Here is a 22409-nt window from a genome sequence, read left to right on the forward strand (position 1 = left end):
CCGCCGTCCCGGCCCTGCCTGTCCCTGGGGGCCGAGCCCGCCGATCCTGGAGGAGGTCCCGCCGTGCCGCTACCGCTCGACGCCACCGCGGTACGCCGCTGGTGCGCCCTCGGCCGGGAATCGCTGCGCGCCCATTGTGCGCGTATGGACGCCATCAACGTCTTCCCTGTCGCGGACGGCGACACCGGCACCAATCTGTGCCTCACCTTCGAGGCGGCGGTCGCGGCGCTCCCGGCCAATGGCGCGGAGCCGACCGCCGCTGAGGCGCTGCGTGCGATGGCACGGGCTGCGCTGCTGGGCGCCAGGGGCAACTCGGGCACCATCCTGGCGGAGTATCTGCGCGGTATGGCCCACGGCCTCGCTGATGAGGTCGATGAAGTCGATGGGGCCGATGGGGCCGATGAGGGCGAGCACGGCGATGCGGCGGGCGGTCCGTCCGGGGCGTTGCCGCGTGCGCTGCGGAGCGGGGCGAGTGCCGCGTACGCCGCTGTCGCGCACCCCGTGGAGGGCACGATGCTGACGGTGGCAGCGGCTGCCGCCGACGCGGCCGAGGCGGGCGGCGATCCGGCCGTCGCGGCGTACGAGGCGCTGGCCGCCACCCCCGGCCGGCTGGCGGCCCTGGCCCGCGCGGGCGTGGTGGACGCGGGCGGGCTGGGCCTCACCGCGCTGCTGACCGCGCTGTGGGCGGCACTGGGCGAGCGCGTCCCGCAGGAGCCCCCGGCCGGGACGGCAGCCGGTGCGAGCCCCGTCCCGTGCCCGGCGCCGCGCCCTGCCGGGGCGGTCCCTCCCGGCCACGGGTCGCCGCAGGCTCCCTTCCACCCCGAGTTCGAGGTGATGTACCTCCTGGAGACCGGCGACCCCAAGGCCGTCGACGCACTCCGCGACCGGCTCGACCCGCTCGGGGACTCCCTGGTCATCGGCGGCGGCGAGGGGCTGTGGAGCGTGCACGTCCACGTCGCCGACGCCGGAGCCGCGGTGGAGGCGGGCCTGGCCGCTGGGCACCCGTACCGCATCCGCATCACCCACCTGCCGAGCGCCCAGGAGGGCACGGAAAGCGCCGCGCCATGTGAGGCGGCGGAACCGGTGCGGGAGCCGGCTGCCGGGGGGCGTGCCGTCGTCGCTGTCGTACCGGGGGAGGGGCTGGCCGCGCTGTGCCGGCAGGCGGGCGCCGGTGTGCTGCCCGCCGCCGAAGCCGTACAGCAGGACGCGCTGCTCGCCGCGGTGCGCGCGACAGGGGCCGCAGAGGTGGCACTGCTGCCCAACGGGACAGAGCTCCACCCGGTGGCGGCGCGAGCGGCCGAGGCGGCACGCGCCGCGGGCATCAGGTGCGCCGTCATCCCCACCCGGGCCGCCGTCCAGGGGCTCGCGGCGCTTGCCGTACACCAGCCCGAACGCCGCTTCGACGAGGACGTCGTCACCATGACCTCGGCGGCCGGTGCCACCCGGTACGGCGAAGTGACCGTCGCCGAGCGGCAGTCGTGGACGACCGCGGGCGTCTGCCAGGCCGGGGACGTGCTCGGGCTCGTCGAGGGGGACGTGGCACTGATCGGCAGCGAGACGGCGCAGGTCGCGACCGATGTGCTGGGCCGGATGCTGGCGGCCGGGGGAGAGCTGGTCACCCTCGTCGTCGGTGCGGAGGCCCCTGCGGGGCTCGCCGCGGCGCTGGAGCAGTATGTGCGCACCAGCCACCTCGCCGTGGACACGGTCGTCTACGAGGGGCGGCAGCGGGAGGCGCAGCTGCTGATCGGCGTCGAGTAGCCCCTGCCGGGCTGGGTGGCGCATCGGCGGGCCGAACGGGATCTCTCCTGGCGAGTGACGTGGGCGCTGTCACAGCCGTCCGGCAGGATGGAATCGTGCCCTCGACTCAGACCACGCGAAGCGAACCTCTCCAGGAGCCGCTGAAGGCGCTGCTCGGCGGGAACACCGCCAAGGCGATGTCCGAGCACCTCGGGCTGCGCACGGTCGGCGACCTGCTGCACCACTACCCGCGCCGGTATGCCGAGCGCGGCGAGCTGACGCGGCTGTCCGAGCTGCCGCTGGACGAGCACGTCACCGTCGTCGCCCGGGTCCACGACGCGCGCGTGCACAAGTTCAACCGGGGCCAGGGCCAGCGCCTGGAGGTCACGCTGACGGACGGCAGCGGACGGCTGCAGCTCGTCTTCTTCGGCCGCTCCGTCCACTACCACCAGCGCCAGCTGCTGCCCGGCAAGCGCGGCATGTTCGCGGGCAAGGTGGGGGTCTTCAACCGCAAGCTCCAGCTCTCCCACCCGGACTACAAACTCCTGGACGAGGACAGCGACCAGGAGACGGTCGAGCAGTTCGCCGGCGCGCTGCTGCCGCTGTATCCGGCGTGCAAGCAGCTCTCGTCCTGGAGCATCGAGCAGTCCGTCGGCATGCTGCTCGGCGCGCTGCAGGCGACGGGCTGGCGCGGGCTGACCGATCCGCTGCCCGACGCGCTGCGCGAGCAGCGCGGACTCATCCCGCTGCCCGAGGCGTTCGAGAAGATCCACCGGCCGCGCAGCAAGGCGGACATCGCCGAGGCCCGCTCCCGGCTCAAGTGGGACGAGGCGTTCGTCCTCCAGGTCGCCCTCGCCAGGCGGCGCGCCAAGGAGACCGAACTCCCCGCCGTGCCGCGGCAGCCCACCCCGGACGGGCTGCTGGACGCGTTCGACGCACGGCTGCCGTTCACCCTCACCGACGGGCAGCGCGAGGTCAGCCGGGAGATCTTCGCCGACCTGGCCACCGAGCACCCCATGCACCGGCTGCTCCAGGGCGAGGTCGGCTCGGGCAAGACGATGGTGGCACTGAGGGCCATGCTCGCCACCGTCGACGCGGGCGGCCAGGCCGCGATGCTCGCGCCGACCGAGGTGCTGGCCCAGCAGCACCACCGCTCCATCACGGAGATGATGGGCGAGCTGGCCAATCATCACAGCAGCGCGAAGCGCTTCGAACGAAGGGCGGTGGTGGGCGACGGGCGGGAGCTGGGTGGCGCCGAGCAGGGGACCAAGGTGGTGCTGCTCACCGGCTCGATGGGCGCCGCGGCCCGCCGCAAGGCGCTGCTGGACCTGGCCACGGGCGAGGCGGGCATCGTCGTGGGCACCCACGCGCTGATCGAGGACAAGGTCACCTTCCACGACCTCGGCCTGGTCGTGGTGGACGAGCAGCACCGCTTCGGCGTCGAACAGCGCGACGCGCTGCGCTCCAAGGGCAAGCAACCACCGCACCTGCTGGTGATGACGGCGACGCCGATTCCCAGGACCGTCGCCATGACGGTCTTCGGCGATCTGGAGACCTCCGTTCTCGACCAACTCCCCGCCGGGCGCTCCCCGATCGCCACCCACGTCGTACCCGTCAGGGACAAGCCGCACTTCCTCACCCGGGCCTGGGAGAGGGTGCGCGAGGAGACCGAGGCCGGCCACCAGACGTACGTGGTCTGCCCGCGGATCGGCGACGACGAGGAGACGGCACCGGCGAAGGGCGCGCCCGCAGAGCGGGCCGCGTACGAGGAGCAGCTTCCCGGAGGCGAGACGGATGGGGACGAGGGCGCCGACAGCGAGGAGAAGCGCCCGCCGCTGGCCGTCCTGGACATCGCCGACCAGCTCGCCTCCGGCCCTCTCGCCGGCCTCCGGGTGGCTGCCCTGCACGGGCGGATGCAGCCCGAGGCGAAGGACGAGGTGATGCGGCGGTTCGCAGCGGGCGAGGTCGATGTGCTGGTGGCCACCACGGTCATCGAGGTCGGTGTGAACGTGCCCAACGCGACCGGCATGGTGATCATGGACGCGGACCGGTTCGGCGTCTCGCAGCTCCACCAGCTGCGGGGCCGCGTCGGCCGGGGCTCGGCACCGGGCCTGTGTCTTCTGGTGACGGACATGCCGCCCGAAAGCCCCGCGCGGGCCCGCCTGGAGGCCGTCGCTGCGACGCTCGACGGCTTCGAGCTCTCCCGTATCGACCTCGAACAGCGCCGGGAGGGCGACGTCCTGGGCCAGGCGCAGTCCGGGGTGCGCTCCTCGCTGCGGATGCTCGCCGTCATCGACGACGAGGAGATCATCGCCGAGGCCCGCGACGAGGCCACCGCACTGGTCGCAGCCGACCCGGAGCTGGCCGACCACCCGGAACTGCGCACAGCGCTGGACGCCCTGCTGGACGAGGAGCGGGAGGAATACCTCGACAAGGGCTGATACGCCACGACGACCCCCGCTACGGCCCCGAGCCGCGTGGGATCCTGAACCCGGGGCCTGAATCGGGGCACGAACCCGCGCCCACCTCCCACGTCCACCCACCCACCCACGCAGAGGATTCCGCACCCATGACCCGCGTCATCGCCGGAGCCGCAGGCGGGCGGCGGCTGGCCGTTCCGCCGGGCACCGGCACCCGCCCCACCTCCGACCGGGCCCGCGAGGGCCTGTTCTCCAGCTGGGAGTCCCAGCTCGGGGGCGCCGCCGGCTGGCAGGGCCTGCGCGTGCTCGACCTGTACGCGGGCTCCGGCGCCGTCGGCCTGGAGGCGCTGTCGAGGGGCGCCGCGTACGCGCTGCTCGTGGAGACGGACCCGCGTGCCGTGCGCACCATCAAGGAGAACGTGCGCGCTGTCGGACTGCCCGGCGCCGAGGTGCGATCCGGCAAGGCCACCCAGATCCTCGCGGGAGAAGTGCCCGAGCCCCCGTTCGACCTGGTCTTTCTCGACCCTCCGTACGCCGTCACGGATGACGAACTGCGGGAGACACTCCTCACACTCCGTGCGAGGGCCTGGCTGGCACCCAGTGCCTTGGCCACCGTGGAGCGCAGCACCAGGGGCGGTGATTTCCGCTGGCCGGAGGGTTTCGAGGGGCTCCGGTCCCGTCGCTACGGCGAGGGAACGCTTTGGTACGGTCGCGCCGCCGCGCGGGAAGTTACTCCCGCGTCATGCTGAGATCACCTGAGGCAGGGCCCCGTGCCCGCCGTGAGGAGAGCGAGGAAGTGCCAGTGCGCCGCGCAGTCTGCCCGGGGTCCTTCGACCCCATCACCAACGGCCACCTCGACATCATCGACCGCGCCTCCCGGCTGTACGACGTGGTCCACGTCGCCGTGATGATCAACAAGTCCAAGCAGGGACTCTTCACCGTCGACGAGCGCATCGACCTCATCCGCCAGGTCACCGAGGACTTCGGGAACGTCCAGGTGGAGGCGTTCCACGGGCTGCTCGTCGACTTCTGCAAGGAGCGCGACATCCCGGCCATCGTCAAGGGACTGCGTGCGGTCAGCGACTTCGACTACGAGCTGCAGATGGCCCAGATGAACAACGGCCTCTCCGGCGTCGAGACGCTCTTCGTCCCCACCAACCCCACCTACAGCTTCCTCTCCTCCAGCCTCGTCAAGGAGGTCGCCACCTGGGGCGGCGACGTCTCCCACCTGGTGCCCGAGGCCGTCAACCGCGCGCTGACCGAACGGCTCACCAAGCCCTGACCTGCCCGGGAGCCGTCCGCTTCGGGGAAGGGTAACGGGCCCGCGCCCAGGGGCCGTACAGTCACCTTCGTGGACGTACAGCAGAAACTCGACGAGATCGTGGCAACCGTCGACAGCGCGCGCTCGATGCCCATGTCCGCCTCCTGTGTGGTCAACCGGGCCGAGCTGCTCGGCATGCTGGAGGAAGTGCGCCAGGCGCTGCCCGGCTCGCTCGCCGAGGCGCGCGAGGTGATCGGCGGCCGCGAGCAGGTCGTGGCCGAGGCGCACCAGGAGGCGCAGCGCATCATCGAGGCGGCCCAGGCCGAGCGCGCCGCGCTGGTCTCCGGCACCGAAGTGGCCCGGCGTGCCCAGGAGGAGGCCGACCGCATTCTCACCGAGGCCCGCCGGGAGGCGGGCGAGATCCGCGCCGAGGCGGACGACTACGTCGACAGCAAGCTGGCCAACTTCGAGGCGGTGCTCTCCAAGACCATCGGCTCCGTCGAACGCGGCCGGGAGAAGCTGCTGGGCAGCGGACCCGGCTCCGAGGAGTGGCACGAGGAGTACGCCCACGACGCCCCGGAGCGCACCGGCGACCCGCACGAGCTGCAGCGCCGCGCAGACAGCTACGTCGACGCGCGGCTCGGCTCGGTCGCCGCGGTGCTCGCCAAGACGCTGGAGGCCGTCGGGCGCGGCCGCCTCAAGCTGCGCGGCCACGAACCCATCGACGAGCTGGCCGCGCACATGGCCGCACAGGACGGCGCCGAGAGCTTCAACGGGCACACCAGCGACGCGGACTACCTCGCCGGGCTCGCGCACACCGACCCGGCGGCACAGCCACCCCACGAGGAACAGCTGCCACAGCCGCACGCGCAGCCGTCGCAGCCGCCGCACATCCCCCCGCAGCCGCAGTCCCAGCCGGTTGCCGCGGACCCCTACTACGGGCAGCAGCAGATGCCGTACGACGCCGGGCAGCAGCACGATCCGTACGCGTACGCGCAGCAGGCACAGCAAGCCCAGCAGGCACAGCAGCAAGCCCAGCAGGACGCGTACTACGCGCAGCAGCAGCACGACCCCTACGGCTACGGACAGCAGCAGGGCGGGTACTACCCGCAGCAGCCCCAGCAGCCCCAGCAGCAATACCCAGCCCAGCCGCAGCACCAGCCCCAGGCGCAGCTGGACGAGACCAGCCTGTTCGACACCAGCATGATCGACATCGACCAGCTCAGGGCGTACGAGCAGCGGCACGGCCAGGGCGGCTGATCCAGGGGGACGGAGGGCGGCGTCACCCCGGGCGCGGATTGGGTCATGGGGGAGCCGTCAAGTATCCTGTCTCTTCGGCCGTGAGTAGTTGCGCGGCTCAAGCCCCACCCGTAGAAAGCAGGAAGCCCTGAACGCCCCCCTCGACCACCGCGCTCCTCTCGTGTTCGACACACGCGAGCTGGGGCGGCGTCCTGGCGCGATGAAGCGGCTTTCCCGCGAGGTGGAGTCCCCCGGCGACCTCGGTGTGGAGTTCATCAAGGTTCCCGACGGGGCGACGATCGAGCTGGACCTCCGCCTGGAGTCGGTCATGGAAGGGGTGCTCGTCACGGGCACCGCCCGTGCGCCGGTGACAGGGGAGTGCGTAAGGTGTCTGGAGCCGCTGGACCAGCGAGTCGAAGCGGACTTCCAGGAGATGTTCTCCTACCCCGAAGCCGACGACCGGGGCCGCCCTGTGGCGGAGCCCGGCGAGGACGAGGAGGACGAGGACACGCTCTTCCTCGAGGGCGACCTGTTCGACCTCGAACCCGTGCTGCGGGACGCGGTGGTGCTGGCACTGCCGCTGCAGCCGGTGTGCCGTGTGGACTGCCCCGGCCTGTGCCCCGATTGCGGGGCCCGGCTCGCGGACGATCCCGAGCACGCACACGAAGACGCCGTCGACATCAGGTGGGCGGCACTGCAGGATCTCGCCGGGACCATGAAGGACGGCGAGAAGGACAACGAGCCCCGCACCGACGGGGATGACTCACAGGAGAAGTAGCCGTGGCTGTTCCGAAGCGGAAGATGTCGCGCAGCAACACGCGCCACCGCCGGTCGCAGTGGAAGGCTGCGGTCCCCACCCTGGTGAAGTGCGAGCGCTGCCGCGAGCCCAAGCAGCAGCACATCGCGTGCCCGAGCTGCGGCACCTACAACAAGCGCCAGGTCCTCGAGGTCTGATCGGCGGGTGACAGGCTCAATGTCCAACGCCGGCACTCCTCAGAGCCCCGCTCCCGGGAAGGGAGGGGATTCTGCGGAGCTGGTGGACGCGGCCTCGTCCCACGCGATTCTGGAAGGGCGGCTCGGTTACCAACTGGAGTCCGCCCTTCTGGTGCGCGCGCTGACGCACCGCAGTTACGCGTACGAGAACGGCGGGCTGCCCACCAACGAGCGCCTTGAGTTCCTGGGCGACTCCGTCCTCGGACTCGTGGTCACCGACACCCTCTACCGGATGCACCCGGACCTCCCGGAGGGCCAGCTCGCCAAGTTGCGGGCCGCGGTGGTCAATTCGCGTGCCCTCGCAGGTGTCGCCCGCGGTCTCGACCTCGGCGCTTTCATCCGCCTCGGCAGGGGCGAGGAGGGCACCGGCGGCCGGGACAAGGCGTCGATCCTCGCGGACACGCTGGAGGCGGTCATCGGCGCCGTCTATCTCGACCAGGGCCTGGAGGCGGCCTCCGAGCTGGTGCACCGGCTGTTCGACCCGCTCATCGAGCGCTCCTCGAACCTGGGCGCCGGCCTCGACTGGAAGACGAGCCTCCAGGAGCTGACGGCCGCCGAGGGACTCGGCGTACCGGAGTATCTGGTCTCCGAGACGGGCCCCGACCACGAGAAGACCTTCACGGCTGCTGCCCGCGTCGGTGGTGTCGCGTACGGCACCGGCACAGGACGCAGCAAGAAGGAGGCGGAGCAGCAGGCCGCCGAAGCCGCCTGGCGCGCCATCTCGGCCCGCAACGAGGCGGCGGCAGCCGGCGGCACCACGGCGGCAGCCGACGCGGCGACGGAGAAGAACGCCGGCGCCCCTGCGGACAAGAGCGCCGCGGCACCGACCGTGCCGGACGCCCAGCGGAGCGGCCCCACCGGACCGGCCGAGGACACCACGGCATCCCGCTGACCACCCGGCCCGCACCATCCGCACCATCCGCACCACCCGTACCGGCCGCCCCCCCCCGGGGGCGGCCGGTGGTGTTGCCCGCCCTCTGAGGCGGCCCAGCCCCGAGGAGTCCCGTGCCCGAGCTGCCGGAAGTCGAGGTCGTCCGCCGTGGCCTGGAACGCTGGGCCAGCGGCCGCACCGTCGTCGCCGCGGAAGTGCTCCACCCGCGTGCCGTGCGCCGCCACACGGGCGGCCCGCTGGACTTCACCGCGCGGCTGACCGGGGCGCGTATCGGACCGGCCAGGCGCCGCGGCAAATATCTGTGGCTGCCCGTCGAGGACGGTTCGCACGCGGTCCTCGCCCATCTCGGCATGAGCGGCCAGCTCCTCATCCAGCCGCCGGGCACGCCGGACGAGCGGCATCTGCGGGTCCGCTTCACCTTCCAGGACGCGGACGGCGGCGAGCTGCGCTTCGTCGACCAGCGCACCTTCGGCGGGCTCTCCCTCCACCCGGCCGGTGCGGAGGGGCTGCCCGACGTCATAGCCCACATCGCCCGCGACCCCCTCGACCCCGCCTTCGACGAGACCGCCTTCCACGCCGCGCTGCGCCGCCGCCGTACGACCATCAAGCGCGCCCTGCTGGACCAGTCGCTGATCAGCGGGGTGGGCAACATCTACGCCGACGAGGCGCTGTGGCGCTCCCGGCTGCACTACGAGCGCCCCACCGCCACCCTCACCCGCAAACAGACCGCCGAGCTGATCGGCCATGTGCGGGAAGTGATGACAGCCGCGCTCGCCCAGGGCGGCACCAGCTTCGACAGCCTCTATGTGAACGTCAACGGCGAGTCCGGCTACTTCGAGCGCTCCCTGGACGCCTACGGCCGCGAGGACGAGCCCTGCCGCCGCTGCGGCACCGCCATGCGCCGCAGCGCCTGGATGAACCGCTCCAGCTACTTCTGCCCCCGCTGCCAGCGGGCTCCGCGCTAGCGGCCAGCCCTCAGAAGCCGAAGTCCTGGGTCCACCAGGGGCCGCCCTCGGCGAAGTGCGCACCGACGCCCAGTGTGCGGTAGTCGCAGTTGAGGATGTTGGCCCGGTGGCCGGGGCTGTGCATCCAGGAGTCCATCACGGAGCGGGCGTTGGCCTGGCCGCGCGCTATGTTCTCGCCGCCGAGATCGCTTATGCCCGCCGCCTCGGCGCGGTCCCAGGGGCTCTTGCCGTCGGGCGAGGTGTGCGAGAAGAAGCCGCGCCGCGCCATGTCCTCGCTGTACTCACCGGCCAGCGAGGCAAGCCGCTTGTCGGCCTTGAGAGGGCGGCAGCCCGCCTTGGCGCGCTCCTGGTTGACCAGCGCGAGGACCTCGCTCTCCGCGGCGGACTCCTGGTCGGCCGCCGCGGTGCTGCCGCCGCCGGCGCCGCCCGGCTGGGACCCGGATTTGCCGCCGGAGCCGGGGGAGCGCTCCTTGTCGGGCGCCGGTTTGCGGGTCTTCGAGGGCTGCGCCGTGCGGGTGGCTTCCGGCTTCTCGGTGGGGCGTGAGCTCTCCCGGGAGGGCTTCGGCCGGGGGCTGTGGCTGCTGTCACCGTCGCCGGGGGCCTGCGTGCTGCTGGGGTCGGAGGGCGTGCCGGATATCGGCGGGGACGCGGGGTCGCCGGTGCCGTCCGCCTGCACCCGGCCCTCCCGGGGCCCGCCGAGCCCGCCAGGGGGCTGCACCAGACCGGAGGCCACGGCGACGGTGCCCATCGCGAGCGCAGCCGAGGCTCCCAGCAGGGTGGTCCGTACGGGGGTCGCGGCGCGCTTGCGGCGCCTGCCCGCGTGGTGCCGGGGCGCTGGCTGCCGGCCCGGGGGCTCGGGCGCGGCGGCGGGAGTGGGGGTAGCGCGTCGATGGCGGCCCATCTGTGCTGTCCTCACATAACTCGGCGATACGGCAACACTGTTCGGCCTCTCCTCACCCCAAGGTGTGAGCGAGGCGTGAAGAGAGTTGCCGCGCAATGTACGGCATCCCCACGGGGCCTGATGTGTCCGCTCGGGAATTGTCCGGATAGCGTGCACCCATGGCTGCCATCAACCCGACCGACAGCACGGACGGAACGCCGCGTCAACCGCTGGGTGAACATCTGAGTGAACAGCTGCCGGAACAGCCCGCGGCGCCCCGGCCCCAGGAGCCCGCGCGGCTGACCGCCTGGGTCCGCGGCGAGGTGCAGGGGGTCGGCTTCCGCTGGTTCACCCGTGCGGCGGCGCTCCGGATCGGACGGCTCGTCGGCTTCGCGCTCAACCTCGGGGACGGCCGCGTCCAGATCGTGGCGGAGGGCACCCGTGCCGACTGCGAGCAGCTGCTGGAATGGCTCAGGAGCGGGGACACGCCCGGGCGCGTTGACGGCGTCACCGAGATCTGGGACACACCTCGGGGCGGGTATCGCGGCTTCGCGATCCGGTGATCCACAACGGTTGCCATCCGCGCCGCAGCGTGCAAAGCTGCGGCAACGAGTGAGCACCGTGGATCTTCGACCCGCCCCCGCGGACAGTCTTCTCCGGCGCCGGACGCCGTCGAGTCAGGGCAGACCCGGGGGCGCGACGCGTGATCGTGTTGACCGTCAAACCATTTGGTGAGATCCTGAAACCCCGCGCACCTGAGCTGTTTGATCCAGAGAACCTTTAGCAAAAGTCCAGAGCAGACCCTCAACGGTGCGAATCCCTCACGACCCACCCATCCACGGTCGGTCACTCAGTGTGGAGGACCATCCATCATGGCAAAGGCGCTTCTCGGTCACGTCGGCGGCTACGACCCCCGAGTGCTCGCCGAGATGCGACGGCTGCAGCAGCGTGTCCAGGACCTGGAATCCGAACTCGTACGGATGCAGGCCGAGAACGACGCTCTGTCCGCCGCCGCTCGGCACCGCGACTCGGTGTTCGAAGACATCGATGTGAAGACGGCCGAGCCTGCGCTGACCTGATCCACGCCCGCCGGGCAGGACGGGCTGAGCAGGACAGCCGTACTCAGAAATCTCAAGGGACGCTTCGGCGTCCCTTAGTTTTTGTCCGCTGTTCGGTCCGCTGTTCGTCCGCTGGGCTCTCGTCCCCGCCGGTGTTCGTCCGCTGTTTGGGGTGCCTTCGTGTGGAGGTCGGCTCAGCGCGGCGCGATTCGTTACGTCTGATCTGCCCTGGGCCCCTCCCGGTGAAACCCCCGCGCGAAACCCTTCCCTTCGCTTCGGGGCCGTCGGCGCGACATCTTCGGGCCAACCTCGGTAGGGTCCGGACGCGTGCACCTCAAGAGCCTGACACTGCGGGGATTCAAGTCCTTCGCCTCCGCCACGACGCTGCGCTTCGAGCCCGGCATCACCTGCGTCGTCGGCCCCAACGGCTCCGGCAAGTCCAATGTGGTCGACGCGCTGTCCTGGGTGATGGGGGAGCAGGGCGCGAAGTCGCTGCGCGGCGGCAAGATGGAGGACGTCATCTTCGCCGGGACCACGGGGCGCCCGCCGCTCGGCCGGGCCGAGGTCTCGCTGACCATCGACAACGCCGACGGCGCGCTGCCGATCGAGTACTCCGAAGTCACCATCACCCGGATCATGTTCCGCAACGGCGGCAGCGAATACCAGATCAACGGCGACACCTGCCGGCTGCTCGACATCCAGGAGCTGCTCTCCGACTCCGGTATCGGCCGCGAGATGCACGTCATCGTCGGCCAGGGCCAGCTCGACGGCGTACTGCACGCCGATCCGACCGGGCGCCGCGCCTTCATCGAGGAGGCGGCGGGCGTCCTCAAGCACCGTAAGCGCAAGGAGAAGGCGCTGCGGAAGCTGGACGCCATGCAGGCGAATCTGGCCCGGGTGCAGGACCTCACCGACGAGCTGCGCCGGCAGCTCAAGCCGCTGGGCCGGCAGGCGGCTGTGGCCCGTAAGGCGCAGGTCATCCAGGCGGATCTGCGGGATGCCCGGCTGCGGTTGCTCGCCGACGACCTGGTCTCGCTGCGCGAGGCGCTGCGGACCGAGGTGGCCGACGAGGCCGAGCTCAAGCAGCGGAAGCAGGCCGCGGAGACCGAGCTGAAGGAGGCGCTGCGCCGCGAGGCCGACCTGGAACAGCAGGTCCGCACGCTCGCACCCCGCCTCGAACGGGCCCAGCAGACCTGGTACGAGCTCTCCCAGCTGGCCGAACGGGTTCGCGGCACCATTGGCCTGGCCGATCAGCGCGTCCAGCACGCGGCGGCCCCGCAGCCCGAGGAGCGCCGGGGGCGTGACCCGGAGGAGATGGAGCGGGAGGCAGCCCGTATCCGCGAGCAGGAGGCGGAATTGGAGGCGGCGCTGGAGGCGGCGGCCACGGCGCTGGACGAGACGGTCGCACACCGCGCCGAGTTGGAGCGCCGGCTGGAGCAGGAGGAGCGCCGGCTGCGCGACGAGGCACGGGCGTTCGCCGACCGCCGCGAAAGCCTCGAACGGTTGCGCGGTAAGGCGGGTGCTGCACGCAGCCGGGTCGCCTCCGCGCAGTCCGAGATTGACCGGCTGGCCGCCGCGCGGGACGACGCCCTGGAGCGGGCCGGGCAGGCGCAGCAGGAGTACGAGGCCCTGCGCGGTGAGGTGGACGGCCTGGACGAGGGCGACGAGGAGCTGGCCGGCCGTCATGAGCAGGCAAAGCGCCAACTGGGCGACGCGGAGGCCGCCTTCACGGCAGCGCGCGACGCGCTCACCGAAGCCGAGCGCGAACGCGCCGCCACCTCGGCCCGCCATGACACCCTCGCCCTGAATCTCCGCCGTAAGGACGGCACCGCGGCCCTGCTGTCCGCCAGGGACCGCCTCACCGGGCTGCTGGGCCCCGCGGCCGAGCTGCTGACGGTGACGCCGGGGTACGAACTGCCGATAGCGGCTGCGTTGGGTACGGCGGCCGACGCGGTGGCTGTCGCGGACATCTCCACCGCGGCCGAGGCCCTGCGGCTGCTTCGGAAGGAGGACGGCGGCCGGGCCACGCTGCTGGTGGCGAACGAGCAGCGCGGACAAGCGTTCCGCCGGGCCGAGGCCGCCGAGGCCGCCGAGGCCGCCGGAGCCTACGGCGGCGGTGGCGCGGCACTGCCGGGCACTCCGGCCGTCTCGTTGGTGACGGCGCCGGAAGAGCTGCGCCCGACGGTCGAGCGCCTGCTCGACAACACGGTCGTGGTCGACACCTTGGAGACGGCCGAGGAGGCGGTCAGGCGGCACCCCGACGTCACCGCCGTCACCGCAGAAGGCGACATCCTCTCCGCCCACCGCGCCGGCGGCGGTTCGGAAGGCGCTCCCTCCCTCCTCGAGGCGCAGGCGGCCGTGGACGAGGCGGCGGCGAAGCTCACCGAGCTGGAAGCCCGCTGCGACCGCCTCAGGCAGGAACAGGCCCAGGCGAAGGAGGCCCGCAGGACGGCGGCGGCCGAGGTGGAGGACCTCGCACGCCAACGCAGCTCCGCGGAGCGCGAGAAGTCCCGTATCGCCGGGAAGGTGGGCACCCTCGCCGGTCAGGCGCGAGCAGCGCAGGGCGAGGCCGAACGCGCCGGGGCGGCCGTCACCAAGGCGGAGGAAGCCCTGGAGAAGGCCCGCCGGGAAGCCGACGAGCTGGCCGAAAGTCTCGCCGTCGCCGAGGAGGCCCAGGAGGCGGAGGGCGGGGGCGACCCGGACACCTCCGTCCGCGACCGCCTGGCCGCGGACGGCGCCAACGCACGCCAGACCGAGATGGAGGCCCGCCTTCAGGTCCGTACGCACGAGGAGCGGGTCAAGGCGATCGCCGGGCGGGCGGACGCGCTGGACCGGGGGGCCTGCGCCGAGCGCGAGGCCAGGGCGCGTGCCGAGGAACGCCGGGCGCGGCTGCGGCACGAGGCGGAGGTCGCGCAGGCCGTGGCGGACGGCGCGCGGCAGCTGCTCGCCCACGTCGAGGCGTCGCTGGAGCGGGCCCGCGAGGAGCGGGAGGGCATCGAGCGGGCCAAGGCGGAGCGGGAGGCGGCGCTGGCCGAGGAGCGTACCGCGGGCCGGGCGCTCAAGGACGAGCTGGACAAGCTGACCGACTCGGTGCACCGGGGCGAGGTGCTCGGCGCGGAGAAGCGGATGCGCATCGAGCAGCTGGAGACCAAGGCCCTGGAGGAGCTGGGCGTCGAGCCGGCCGGGCTGATCCGGGACTACGGCCCCGACCAGCTGGTACCGCCGTCGCCGCCCGCCGAGGGCGAGGAGCTGCCCGAAGACCCGGAGCACCCGCGCAACAAGCCGGTGCCGTTCGTCCGCGCCGAGCAGGAGAAACGGCTCAAGGCGGCCGAGCGTGCCTACCAGAAGCTGGGGAAGATCAACCCGCTGGCGCTGGAGGAGTTCGCGGCGCTGGAGGAGCGGCACCAGTTCCTCAGCGAACAGCTGGAGGACCTGAAGAAGACGCGCGCCGACCTCCTCCAGGTCGTCAAGGAGGTCGACGAGCGCGTCGAGCAGGTCTTCACGGAGGCGTACCACGACACCGCGCGCGAGTTCGAGGGCGTCTTCTCGCGGCTCTTCCCCGGCGGTGAGGGACGGCTGGTGCTCACCGACCCCGACGACATGCTGACCACGGGCGTCGATGTGGAGGCCAGGCCGCCGGGCAAGAAGGTCAAGCGGCTCTCGCTGCTCTCCGGCGGCGAGCGGTCACTGACGGCGGTCGCGCTGCTGGTGTCGATCTTCAAGGCGCGGCCAAGCCCGTTCTATGTGATGGACGAGGTCGAGGCGGCGCTGGACGACACCAACCTCCAGCGGCTCATCCGGATCATGGAGGAGCTCAAGGACAGCTCCCAGCTGATCGTGATCACCCATCAGAAGCGCACGATGGAGGTCGCCGACGCGCTCTACGGCGTCTCCATGCAGGGCGACGGCGTCTCCAAGGTGATCAGCCAGCGGCTCTCCTGAAACGGCCGGGGAACTGCCCGGAAACCGCCGCTTCACTTCACAAGTCGAACGATGATCGGCGGCTGTGTGCGCTGGGTCGCAGTTCCCGACCTATTGACTTCATGACTTGAAGATTTACAGTCTGAGAAGCCGCCGTTAAGTCTGAGGCCAGCGCGATTCCCCTGCGCAGGCCCGTCTTCACCCTTTGACGGTGGTGTCCCCTCCCGGCACTGTCGCCGGGGTACCTCAGGAGTAGATCTTGACCAGCACCGCGCAGGAAGCGCCGCAGACGCCGCAGCCGCGGCCGGGCAGCGAAGCGCACACCGCACCCCTCGGCCGTGTCGTCTTCATCACCGCCGCAGCCGCCATGGGCGGCTTTCTCTTCGGCTACGACAGCTCAGTGATCAACGGAGCGGTGGAGGCGATCCGTGGCCGCTTCGATGTCGGCTCCGCCATGCTGGCGCAGGTCATCGCCGCCGCCCTGATCGGCAGCGCGATCGGCGCCGCCGTCGCCGGACGGATAGCGGACCGGATAGGCCGTATCCAGGTCATGCGGCTGGCCGCCGTCCTCTTCATCGTCAGCGCCGTCGGCTCGGCTTTGCCCTTCGCGTTGTGGGACCTGGCGATGTGGCGGGTGCTGGGCGGTATCGCCATCGGCATGGCCTCCGTCATCGGCCCGGCCTATATCGCCGAGGTCTCGCCGCCCGCCTACCGGGGCAGACTCGCCTCCTTCCAGCAGGGCGCGATCGTCCTCGGCATCGCCGTCTCGCAGCTGGTCAACTGGGGCATCCTCAACCTCGCCGACGGCGAGCAGCGCGGCAGCCTCGCAGGGCTGGAAGCCTGGCAGTGGATGCTCGGCATCATGCTGATCCCGGCAGTCGGATACTTCCTGCTCTCCTTTGCCATCCCCGAGTCGCCGCGCTTCCTGATCTCCGTCGGCCGCAAGGACAGGGCCCGCGAGGTGCTGGCCGCTGTCGAGGGCAAGCACGAGCGCCTCGATACGCGGGTCAGCGAGATCGAGACGGCCATGCGCAGCGAGCACAAGTCCACCTTCAAGGACCTGCTCGGCGGGCGGTTCGGCCTGCTGCCCATCGTCTGGGTCGGCATCGGCCTGTCCGTCTTCCAGCAGCTCGTCGGCATCAACGTCGTCTTCTACTACTCCTCGACGCTGTGGCAGTCGGTGGGCATCAACCCGGAGAGCTCGTTCTTCTACTCCTTCACGACCTCGATCGTGAACATCATCGGCACCGTCATCGCGATGATCTTCGTCGACCGGGTCGGCCGGAAACCACTGGCCCTCATCGGCTCGGTGGGCATGACCATCTCGCTGGGGCTGGTCGCCTGGGCGTTCTCGGCCAAGACCGGCTCCGGTGACAACGTCTCGCTGCCGGACGCCCAGGGCGTCGTCGCACTGGTCGGTGCGCACACCTTCACGCTGTTCTTCGCCCTCTCCTGGGGTGTGGTCGTCTGGGTGCTGCTCGGCGAGATCTTCCCGAGCAAGATCCGCGCCGCCGCGCTCGGTGTCGCCGCCTCCGCGCAGTGGGTCGCCAACTGGGTCATCACGGCCAGCTTCCCGAGCCTGTCGGAGTGGAACCTGTCCGCCACCTACGTGGGGTACACGATCTTCGCCCTGCTCTCGATTCCGTTCATCCTCAAGTGGGTGCCGGAGCCGAAGGGCAAGGCGTTGGAGGAGATGGGCTAGCCCCCCCCCGCCGCCCACTCCTCGTACGGCGCTGCCCCGGCTCCCTCGCCAGGAGCCGGGGCAGCGGGCTTTTCCCGCCGGCCGCAGGACGCTCAGTCCTCGATCTCCTTCAGCCGCGGGACGACCTCCTGCGCCAGCAGCCGCAGTGACCGCCAGCCCTCCTCCACCGGCATGCCGCCGCACAGCGGGTGCAGCAGTATCCGCCGCGAACCCTCCGGCTGCTGCGCCACCATCTCCAGGCACTCGTCCGGGGTGACGAAGCAGTAGACGCCCTCCGCGCGCAGCTCGGCCACCGTGGCGGCTTCCGCGCGCATCACCGAGTGCACATCCGGCGTCTGCCAGGAGGCGTACTGCCGTGCCTCGTACAGGAAGTGCTCACCCAGCTCGGCCCAGGCCCGGTCCGGGTCGTCGGTCAGATGGACGGCGGGAAGCCGGGGCGGCGGCATCAGACACAGCGGAGCGGTGCCCGCCGCGGCACAGCGCTCCTCGTAATAGCGCGCCAGCTCCGGCAGATGCGCGGGGAGGAAGAGCGGCAGCCCCAGCCGTGCGGCGCGGCGCGCGGCCGGACGTGAACTGCCGCCGACGAACAGCGGCGGGTGCGGCCTGCTGTACGGGCGTGGGGTGACGCGGACCGTACGGCCCCGGTAGCTGAACGGCTCGCCCGTCCAGGCGGCCAGCAGCGTCTCCAGTACCTCGTCCTGCCGGGCACCGCGCCGGGAGAAGTCCAGGCCCAGCGCCTCGTACTCCTCGGGGCGGTAGCCGATTCCCGCAACCGTGACCAGCCGTCCGCCACTGGCCAGGTCGAGCACTGCGATGTCCTCGGCCAGCCGCAGCGGGTCGTACAGCGGCGCCAGCACCGCGCACGCCGTCACCAGCACGCTGCGTGTACGGCCGAGTAAGGTGCCCGCGAGGGCGAGCGGCGCGGGCAGCCAGCCGTCCGGCGAGCCGTGGTGCTCCTCGACGATGAGCGAGGTCACACCGTGTTCGTCGGCGTACTCCGCCATCGCGAGCGCCGCCCGGTAGCGGTCCACCGGCTGCTCGGCCGAATCCCCCGCACCCGGCGGCTGTTCGGGCTGGACGAGGTTGAAGCGGACACTGGTCGTCACGGTCACGGGGACCCCCACCGGGAAGACGGCACCTGCGAGTGCGGGACCGTAGCCCAGCGCGCGCGAAGAGGGAATGGCCGCGAAGCGTTGACGGTGGTCGATACTGGAGCCGCTATGGAAATCGTCATCCTTGTAGTAGTCATCGCCGTGATCGCGCTCGCCGCGGTCAGCGGGCTGGTGGTCAGCGGCCGCAAGAAGAAGGCGGCCGAGGCCGAGCAGCCCGGCGCCGCCGAGAGCATCACCGAAGCCCCCGCACGTACGGCCGAGCCGAAGGTCGGAGAGGAGGCGGAGGCCCCGCCCGAAGGCGCCCGCCGCACGATCGAGGAGGTCGGCCTTCCCGAGGCCGAGGAAGCCGAGGCCGCGGCACCCGCCACCGCCGAGGCGGCCGCGGCCCCGCCCGAGGTGGAGACCCCGGCACCGACAGCGGGCCGCCTGGTGCGGCTGCGCGACCGGCTCTCCCGCTCCCAGAACTCCCTCGGCAAGGGCCTGCTGACCCTGCTGTCCCGCGAGCACCTGGACGAGGAGACCTGGGAGGAGGTCGAGGACACCCTGCTGACCGCCGATGTCGGCGTCGGCCCCACCCAGGAGCTGGTCGAGAGGCTGCGCGAGCGCGTCAAGGTGCTCGGCACCCGTACCCCCGAGGAGCTGCGCGGCCTGCTGCGCGACGAGCTGCTCACGCTGGTCGGCACCGATCTGGACCGCACGGTGCACACCGACACCCGGGGCGCCGTCGACCGCCCGGGCGTGGTGCTCGTCGTCGGCGTCAACGGCACCGGCAAGACCACCACCACCGGCAAGCTCGCGCGGGTGCTGGTGGCGGACGGCAAGTCGGTGGTGCTCGGCGCGGCCGACACCTTCCGCGCCGCCGCCGCCGACCAGCTGGAGACCTGGGGCACGCGCGTGGGCGCCCGTACGGTGCGCGGCCCGGAGGGCGGCGACCCGGCCTCGGTCGCGTTCGACACGGTCAAGCAGGGCACCGAGGCGAGCGCCGATGTGGTGCTGATCGACACGGCGGGCCGGCTGCACACCAAGACCGGACTCATGGACGAGCTGGGCAAGGTCAAGCGCGTCGTGGAGAAGCAGGGCCCGGTCGACGAGGTGCTGCTGGTGCTGGACGCCACGACGGGACAGAACGGACTGGTGCAGGCCAGGGTGTTCGCCGAGGTCGTGGACATCACCGGCATCGTGCTGACCAAGCTGGACGGCACGGCCAAGGGCGGCATCGTCGTCGCCGTCCAGCGCGAACTGGGCGTCCCGGTCAAGCTCGTCGGACTGGGCGAGGGCGCCGACGATCTGGCTCCCTTCGAGCCGGACGCCTTCGTGGATGCGCTGGTCCAGGAGAGCTGAGGCCGCCGGTCGCCGTCGCGGTGTCAGGGGGTGCGGGACGCCGTCCCCCACCCCCTGACCAGTTCCGCCACCGGTTCGCCGGGCCACCCGCTGGCTGCCGGGCTACCGCACAGCAGCGCCCCCGCCCGCGGCGCGCGGCCGTACGACGGCCGAGCGGTGGCACACATACGCCAGTGTGCCCAGCAGCAGGCGCGCCTGCGGGGGACGGCCGGCCGCCTCCAGCGTCGGTGCCCGCAGCCAGCGCACCGGGCCGAGCCCCGCGAGGTCGGACGGCGGCGCCGTGATGTGCTCCCCCTCGCCCCTGCCGCGCAGGTCGAGATCGGCGTCGTCCCAGCCCATCCGGTAGAGCAGCTCCGGGAGTTCGGCAGCGGCGCCGGGGGCGACGAGGAACCAGGCCCTGCCGTGCGGGGTCGCCGCCACCGGGCCCAGCGGTACGCCCATCCGCTCCAGCCGCACCAGTGCGCACTGGCCGGCGGCCTCGCCGACCTCGATCACGTCGAAGGCGCGCCCCGTCGGCAGCAGCATGGCGGCGCCGGGGACCTCGGCCCAGGCACGGGACGCCTCGTCCAGGGTGGCGCCCGCAGGCACTTCGAGGGAGGCGTCGAGCGGATGGCCGCCGGGGGAGGGGCAGGCGCTCGCGCCGCAGGAACAGGCGACGCGGCCACCTGAGCGGGTGGCGCGGGCACCGGGGACGACGTCCCACCCCCATAGGCTCGTGTACTCAGCGACGGTGGTGCACACCTGGGCGCGTTCGCGCCTGCGTGCGCCGGGCCGCAGCTCGCGGATCTCGCGGATGCCGCTGAGACCGCTGATGGCGCCGATCGTGAAGCCCATGCTCACTCCAACGGGTCCCGAATGCTTATGGTTACGAAGTCGTTGCACACAGTGACGGCTGGACTCCTGGGCGAGGACGGGAAGGTGGGGTATGCGGCTGCCTCTCCGTGGAGTTGTTTCCCAGGTGTCAAGTCAAGCGCGTCCGAGCGCTCCGGGGTTCATCCGAAGGGGTGGCGAATGGTGGCGATTCTGCAATTACGCTCGCCGCGGTCGTGATCGTAGGATTACTTTCGGTACACACAGTGGAGAGAGCGCGGCGGTGGACTATGCCGGAGGCATGGCGGGCCGAGGGTGCGGCGGGCACGCGCAGAGCGCGGACCCACCCGGCTCCGCACGCGTCGCCGCGCCGGGATGGGGGCGTTACCAGTGGCTGAGCGAGGCCAGGCGAGCAAGAGCCCGAACGAGCGGCTGGGCTCGTGGTTCATGCGCAGTGGCTGGTCCAAGGGCGAGCTCGCCCGTCAGGTGAACCGCCGGGCGCGCCAGCTGGGCGCCCACCACATCAGCACCGACACCTCCCGGGTACGCCGCTGGCTGGACGGCGAACAGCCCCGCGAGCCCATTCCGCGCATCCTCTCCGAGCTGTTCTCCGAGCGCTTCGGCTGCGTCGTCACGGTCGAGGACCTCGGGCTGCGCCCGGCCCGGCAGTCCCCCGCGGCCTCCGGGGTCGACCTGCCCTGGGCCGGGCCGCAGACGGTGGCGCTGATCAGCGACTTCACCCGCAGCGATCTGATGCTGGGCCGCCGCGGCTTCCTGGGCGCGTCACTGAGCGTCGCCGCGGGCCCCGCGCTGATCGAGCCCATGCAGCGGTGGCTGGTCCCGGGCACCGGAACGGAAGCGCCGCTGCCGGGCGAGCAGCCGGGCCCCCCGGCCGGCCTCTCCCTCCCGGCGCCCCGTGACGGAGTGCGCGGGCAGGCCGTGGCCGCAGCCGGGCAGCCCCTGTCCGGCGGACAGCTGCGGGCGGCCGTCGGTGGTGAGGGCGGCGGGCGCGGAGGTGGCGGGCTGCGCCGCGGGCCGCGGCTGTCCGCACCCGAGCTGGAGCTGCTGGAGCAGACGACGGAGATGTTCCGCACCTGGGACGCACAGTGCGGGGGAGGGCTGCGCCGCAAGGCCGTGGTCGGACAGCTGCACGAAGTCACCGATCTCCTGCAGGAGCGGCACCCCGAGCCGGTCCGCCGTCGCCTCTTCCGGGTCACCGCCGAACTGTCCGAGCTGGCGGGCTGGATGAGCTACGACATCGGCCTCCAGCCCACCGCGCAGAAGTACTTCGTCCTGGCGCTGCACGCCGCCAAGGAGGCGGGCGACAGGCCCCTCGGTTCCTATGTGCTCAGCAAGCTGGGGCGCCAGATGATCCATCTGAGCCGCCCCGAGGACGCGCTGGAGCTCGTCCACCTCGCCCAGTACGGCAGCCGGGAGGGCGCCACCCCCCGCACCCAGGCGATGCTCTACGCCATGGAGGCCCGCGCCTACGCCAACATGGGCCAGCCAGGCAAGTGCAAGCGCGCGGTGCGGATGGCGGAAGAAACGTTCTCCGACATCGACCGCTCGGACGCGGACCCCGACTGGATCCGGTTCTTCTCCGAGGCCGAGCTGTGCGCGGAGAACGCACACTCCTACCGCGATCTGGCCTACTCCTCCGGCCGCAGCCCGACCTACGCCTCACTGGCGCGGCCCGTGATGGAGCGCGCCGTCGAGCTGTTCGCCAAGGAGGCCCGCGAGGCCGAGGGCGGCGGCCATCGGCGCTCCTACGCGCTCAACCTGATCGGCATGGCCAGCGTCCATCTGCTCCAGCGGGAGCCCGAGGGCTGCGTGGCGCGGGCGAGCGAGGCACTCGGCGTCGCCAAACGGCTGCGCTCGGAGCGGGTCAACAACCGGCTGCGCCGCACCACGGCCGGTGCCGTCCGCGAGTTCGGCGAGCTCGCGGACGTTGTGCACCTCAGCGAGCGGCTGCGCGTCGAGCTGGCCGACAGCGAGCTGGCGGCGGGCTGAGGCGCTCGGTTTCGGCGGACAGCCGGCCATGGGTAAGCGGCAGTTGGCCACGGGTAAGGGAGCGCAGC

The 22409-nt window shown here is 72.0% G+C and carries 18 protein-coding genes; 15 read left to right on the forward strand and 3 right to left on the reverse strand.

Going from position 1 to position 22409, the window contains the following annotated elements:
- Positions 1-63 precede the first annotated feature (63 nt).
- The 9 genes from ITI46_RS02890 to mutM all read left to right on the forward strand — a co-directional run bounded on the left by ITI46_RS02890 (position 64) and on the right by mutM (position 9507).
- Positions 64-1758 (forward strand): DAK2 domain-containing protein, encoded by a 1695-nt coding sequence (locus ITI46_RS02890; protein ID WP_307808041.1) that lies wholly within the window; start codon positions 64-66, stop codon positions 1756-1758.
- 176 nt (positions 1759-1934) lie between these two features.
- Positions 1935-4178 carry an ATP-dependent DNA helicase RecG gene (gene recG / locus ITI46_RS02895; RefSeq protein ID WP_247745387.1) on the forward strand — a complete coding sequence of 748 codons (2244 nt, stop codon included), beginning with the start codon at positions 1935-1937 and terminating at the stop codon, positions 4176-4178.
- 128 nt (positions 4179-4306) lie between these two features.
- Complete coding sequence (gene rsmD, locus ITI46_RS02900; RefSeq protein ID WP_209237761.1) at positions 4307-4906, forward strand: 16S rRNA (guanine(966)-N(2))-methyltransferase RsmD; 600 nt, start codon at positions 4307-4309, stop codon at positions 4904-4906.
- 53 nt (positions 4907-4959) lie between these two features.
- On the forward strand, positions 4960-5439 hold the full coding sequence (gene coaD, locus ITI46_RS02905; protein ID WP_209237796.1) for a pantetheine-phosphate adenylyltransferase: 480 nt from the start codon (positions 4960-4962) through the stop codon (positions 5437-5439).
- A 69-nt stretch (positions 5440-5508) separates the two neighbouring features.
- Positions 5509-6678, forward strand: coding sequence for a F0F1 ATP synthase subunit B (locus ITI46_RS02910; RefSeq protein ID WP_209237762.1), 1170 nt, complete (start codon positions 5509-5511; stop codon positions 6676-6678).
- A gap of 160 nt (positions 6679-6838) precedes the next feature.
- On the forward strand, positions 6839-7435 hold the full coding sequence (locus tag ITI46_RS02915) for a YceD family protein (RefSeq protein WP_209237763.1): 597 nt from the start codon (positions 6839-6841) through the stop codon (positions 7433-7435).
- Between the two features lie 2 nt (positions 7436-7437).
- The gene (gene rpmF / locus ITI46_RS02920; protein ID WP_016470089.1) at positions 7438-7611 is read left to right on the forward strand and encodes a 50S ribosomal protein L32; all 174 of its coding nucleotides are present in this window, start codon (positions 7438-7440) and stop codon (positions 7609-7611) included.
- Positions 7612-7630: 19 nt separating this feature from the next.
- Positions 7631-8542 carry a ribonuclease III gene (rnc, locus tag ITI46_RS02925; RefSeq protein ID WP_209237797.1) on the forward strand — a complete coding sequence of 304 codons (912 nt, stop codon included), beginning with the start codon at positions 7631-7633 and terminating at the stop codon, positions 8540-8542.
- A gap of 113 nt (positions 8543-8655) precedes the next feature.
- Positions 8656-9507 (forward strand): bifunctional DNA-formamidopyrimidine glycosylase/DNA-(apurinic or apyrimidinic site) lyase, encoded by an 852-nt coding sequence (gene mutM, locus ITI46_RS02930; RefSeq protein ID WP_209237764.1) that lies wholly within the window; start codon positions 8656-8658, stop codon positions 9505-9507.
- 10 nt (positions 9508-9517) lie between these two features.
- Here mutM and ITI46_RS02935 read toward each other — a convergent pair whose 3' ends face one another.
- The gene (locus ITI46_RS02935; RefSeq protein ID WP_209237765.1) at positions 9518-10408 is read right to left on the reverse strand and encodes a CAP domain-containing protein; all 891 of its coding nucleotides are present in this window, start codon (positions 10406-10408) and stop codon (positions 9518-9520) included.
- Between the two features lie 233 nt (positions 10409-10641).
- Here ITI46_RS02935 and ITI46_RS02940 point away from each other — a divergent pair, with 233 nt between their 5' ends.
- The 4 genes from ITI46_RS02940 (at position 10642) to ITI46_RS02955 (ending at position 17068) form a co-directional block, all read left to right on the forward strand.
- Positions 10642-10950, forward strand: a complete 309-nt coding sequence (locus ITI46_RS02940; RefSeq protein WP_280634702.1) for an acylphosphatase — start codon at positions 10642-10644, stop codon at positions 10948-10950.
- A 309-nt stretch (positions 10951-11259) separates the two neighbouring features.
- Positions 11260-11466 carry a hypothetical protein gene (locus tag ITI46_RS02945; RefSeq protein WP_209237766.1) on the forward strand — a complete coding sequence of 69 codons (207 nt, stop codon included), beginning with the start codon at positions 11260-11262 and terminating at the stop codon, positions 11464-11466.
- A 306-nt stretch (positions 11467-11772) separates the two neighbouring features.
- Complete coding sequence (gene smc / locus ITI46_RS02950) at positions 11773-15387, forward strand: chromosome segregation protein SMC (protein WP_209237767.1); 3615 nt, start codon at positions 11773-11775, stop codon at positions 15385-15387.
- A gap of 238 nt (positions 15388-15625) precedes the next feature.
- On the forward strand, positions 15626-17068 hold the full coding sequence (locus tag ITI46_RS02955) for a sugar porter family MFS transporter (protein WP_209237768.1): 1443 nt from the start codon (positions 15626-15628) through the stop codon (positions 17066-17068).
- Positions 17069-17160: 92 nt separating this feature from the next.
- On the opposite strand, the gene ITI46_RS02960 is transcribed toward ITI46_RS02955, so the two are convergent.
- On the reverse strand, positions 17161-18180 hold the full coding sequence (locus ITI46_RS02960) for an LLM class flavin-dependent oxidoreductase (protein WP_209237769.1): 1020 nt from the start codon (positions 18178-18180) through the stop codon (positions 17161-17163).
- Positions 18181-18288: 108 nt separating this feature from the next.
- Here ITI46_RS02960 and ftsY point away from each other — a divergent pair, with 108 nt between their 5' ends.
- The gene (gene ftsY / locus ITI46_RS02965) at positions 18289-19521 is read left to right on the forward strand and encodes a signal recognition particle-docking protein FtsY (protein ID WP_209237770.1); all 1233 of its coding nucleotides are present in this window, start codon (positions 18289-18291) and stop codon (positions 19519-19521) included.
- 102 nt (positions 19522-19623) lie between these two features.
- Here the strand turns inward: ftsY and ITI46_RS02970 are convergent, their stop codons facing one another.
- Positions 19624-20355 carry a bifunctional DNA primase/polymerase gene (locus ITI46_RS02970; protein WP_209237771.1) on the reverse strand — a complete coding sequence of 244 codons (732 nt, stop codon included), beginning with the start codon at positions 20353-20355 and terminating at the stop codon, positions 19624-19626.
- Between the two features lie 351 nt (positions 20356-20706).
- Between ITI46_RS02970 and ITI46_RS02975 the strand changes: the two genes are divergently transcribed.
- Positions 20707-22341: an NsdA family TPR-like regulatory protein gene (locus tag ITI46_RS02975; RefSeq protein ID WP_209237772.1), complete on the forward strand. Its 1635-nt coding sequence runs from the start codon at positions 20707-20709 to the stop codon at positions 22339-22341.
- Positions 22342-22409 lie beyond the last annotated feature (68 nt).

Origin of the sequence: Streptomyces oryzae (assembly GCF_017676365.1) — a bacterium.
Classification (GTDB): Bacteria; Actinomycetota; Actinomycetes; order Streptomycetales; family Streptomycetaceae; genus Streptomyces; species Streptomyces oryzae.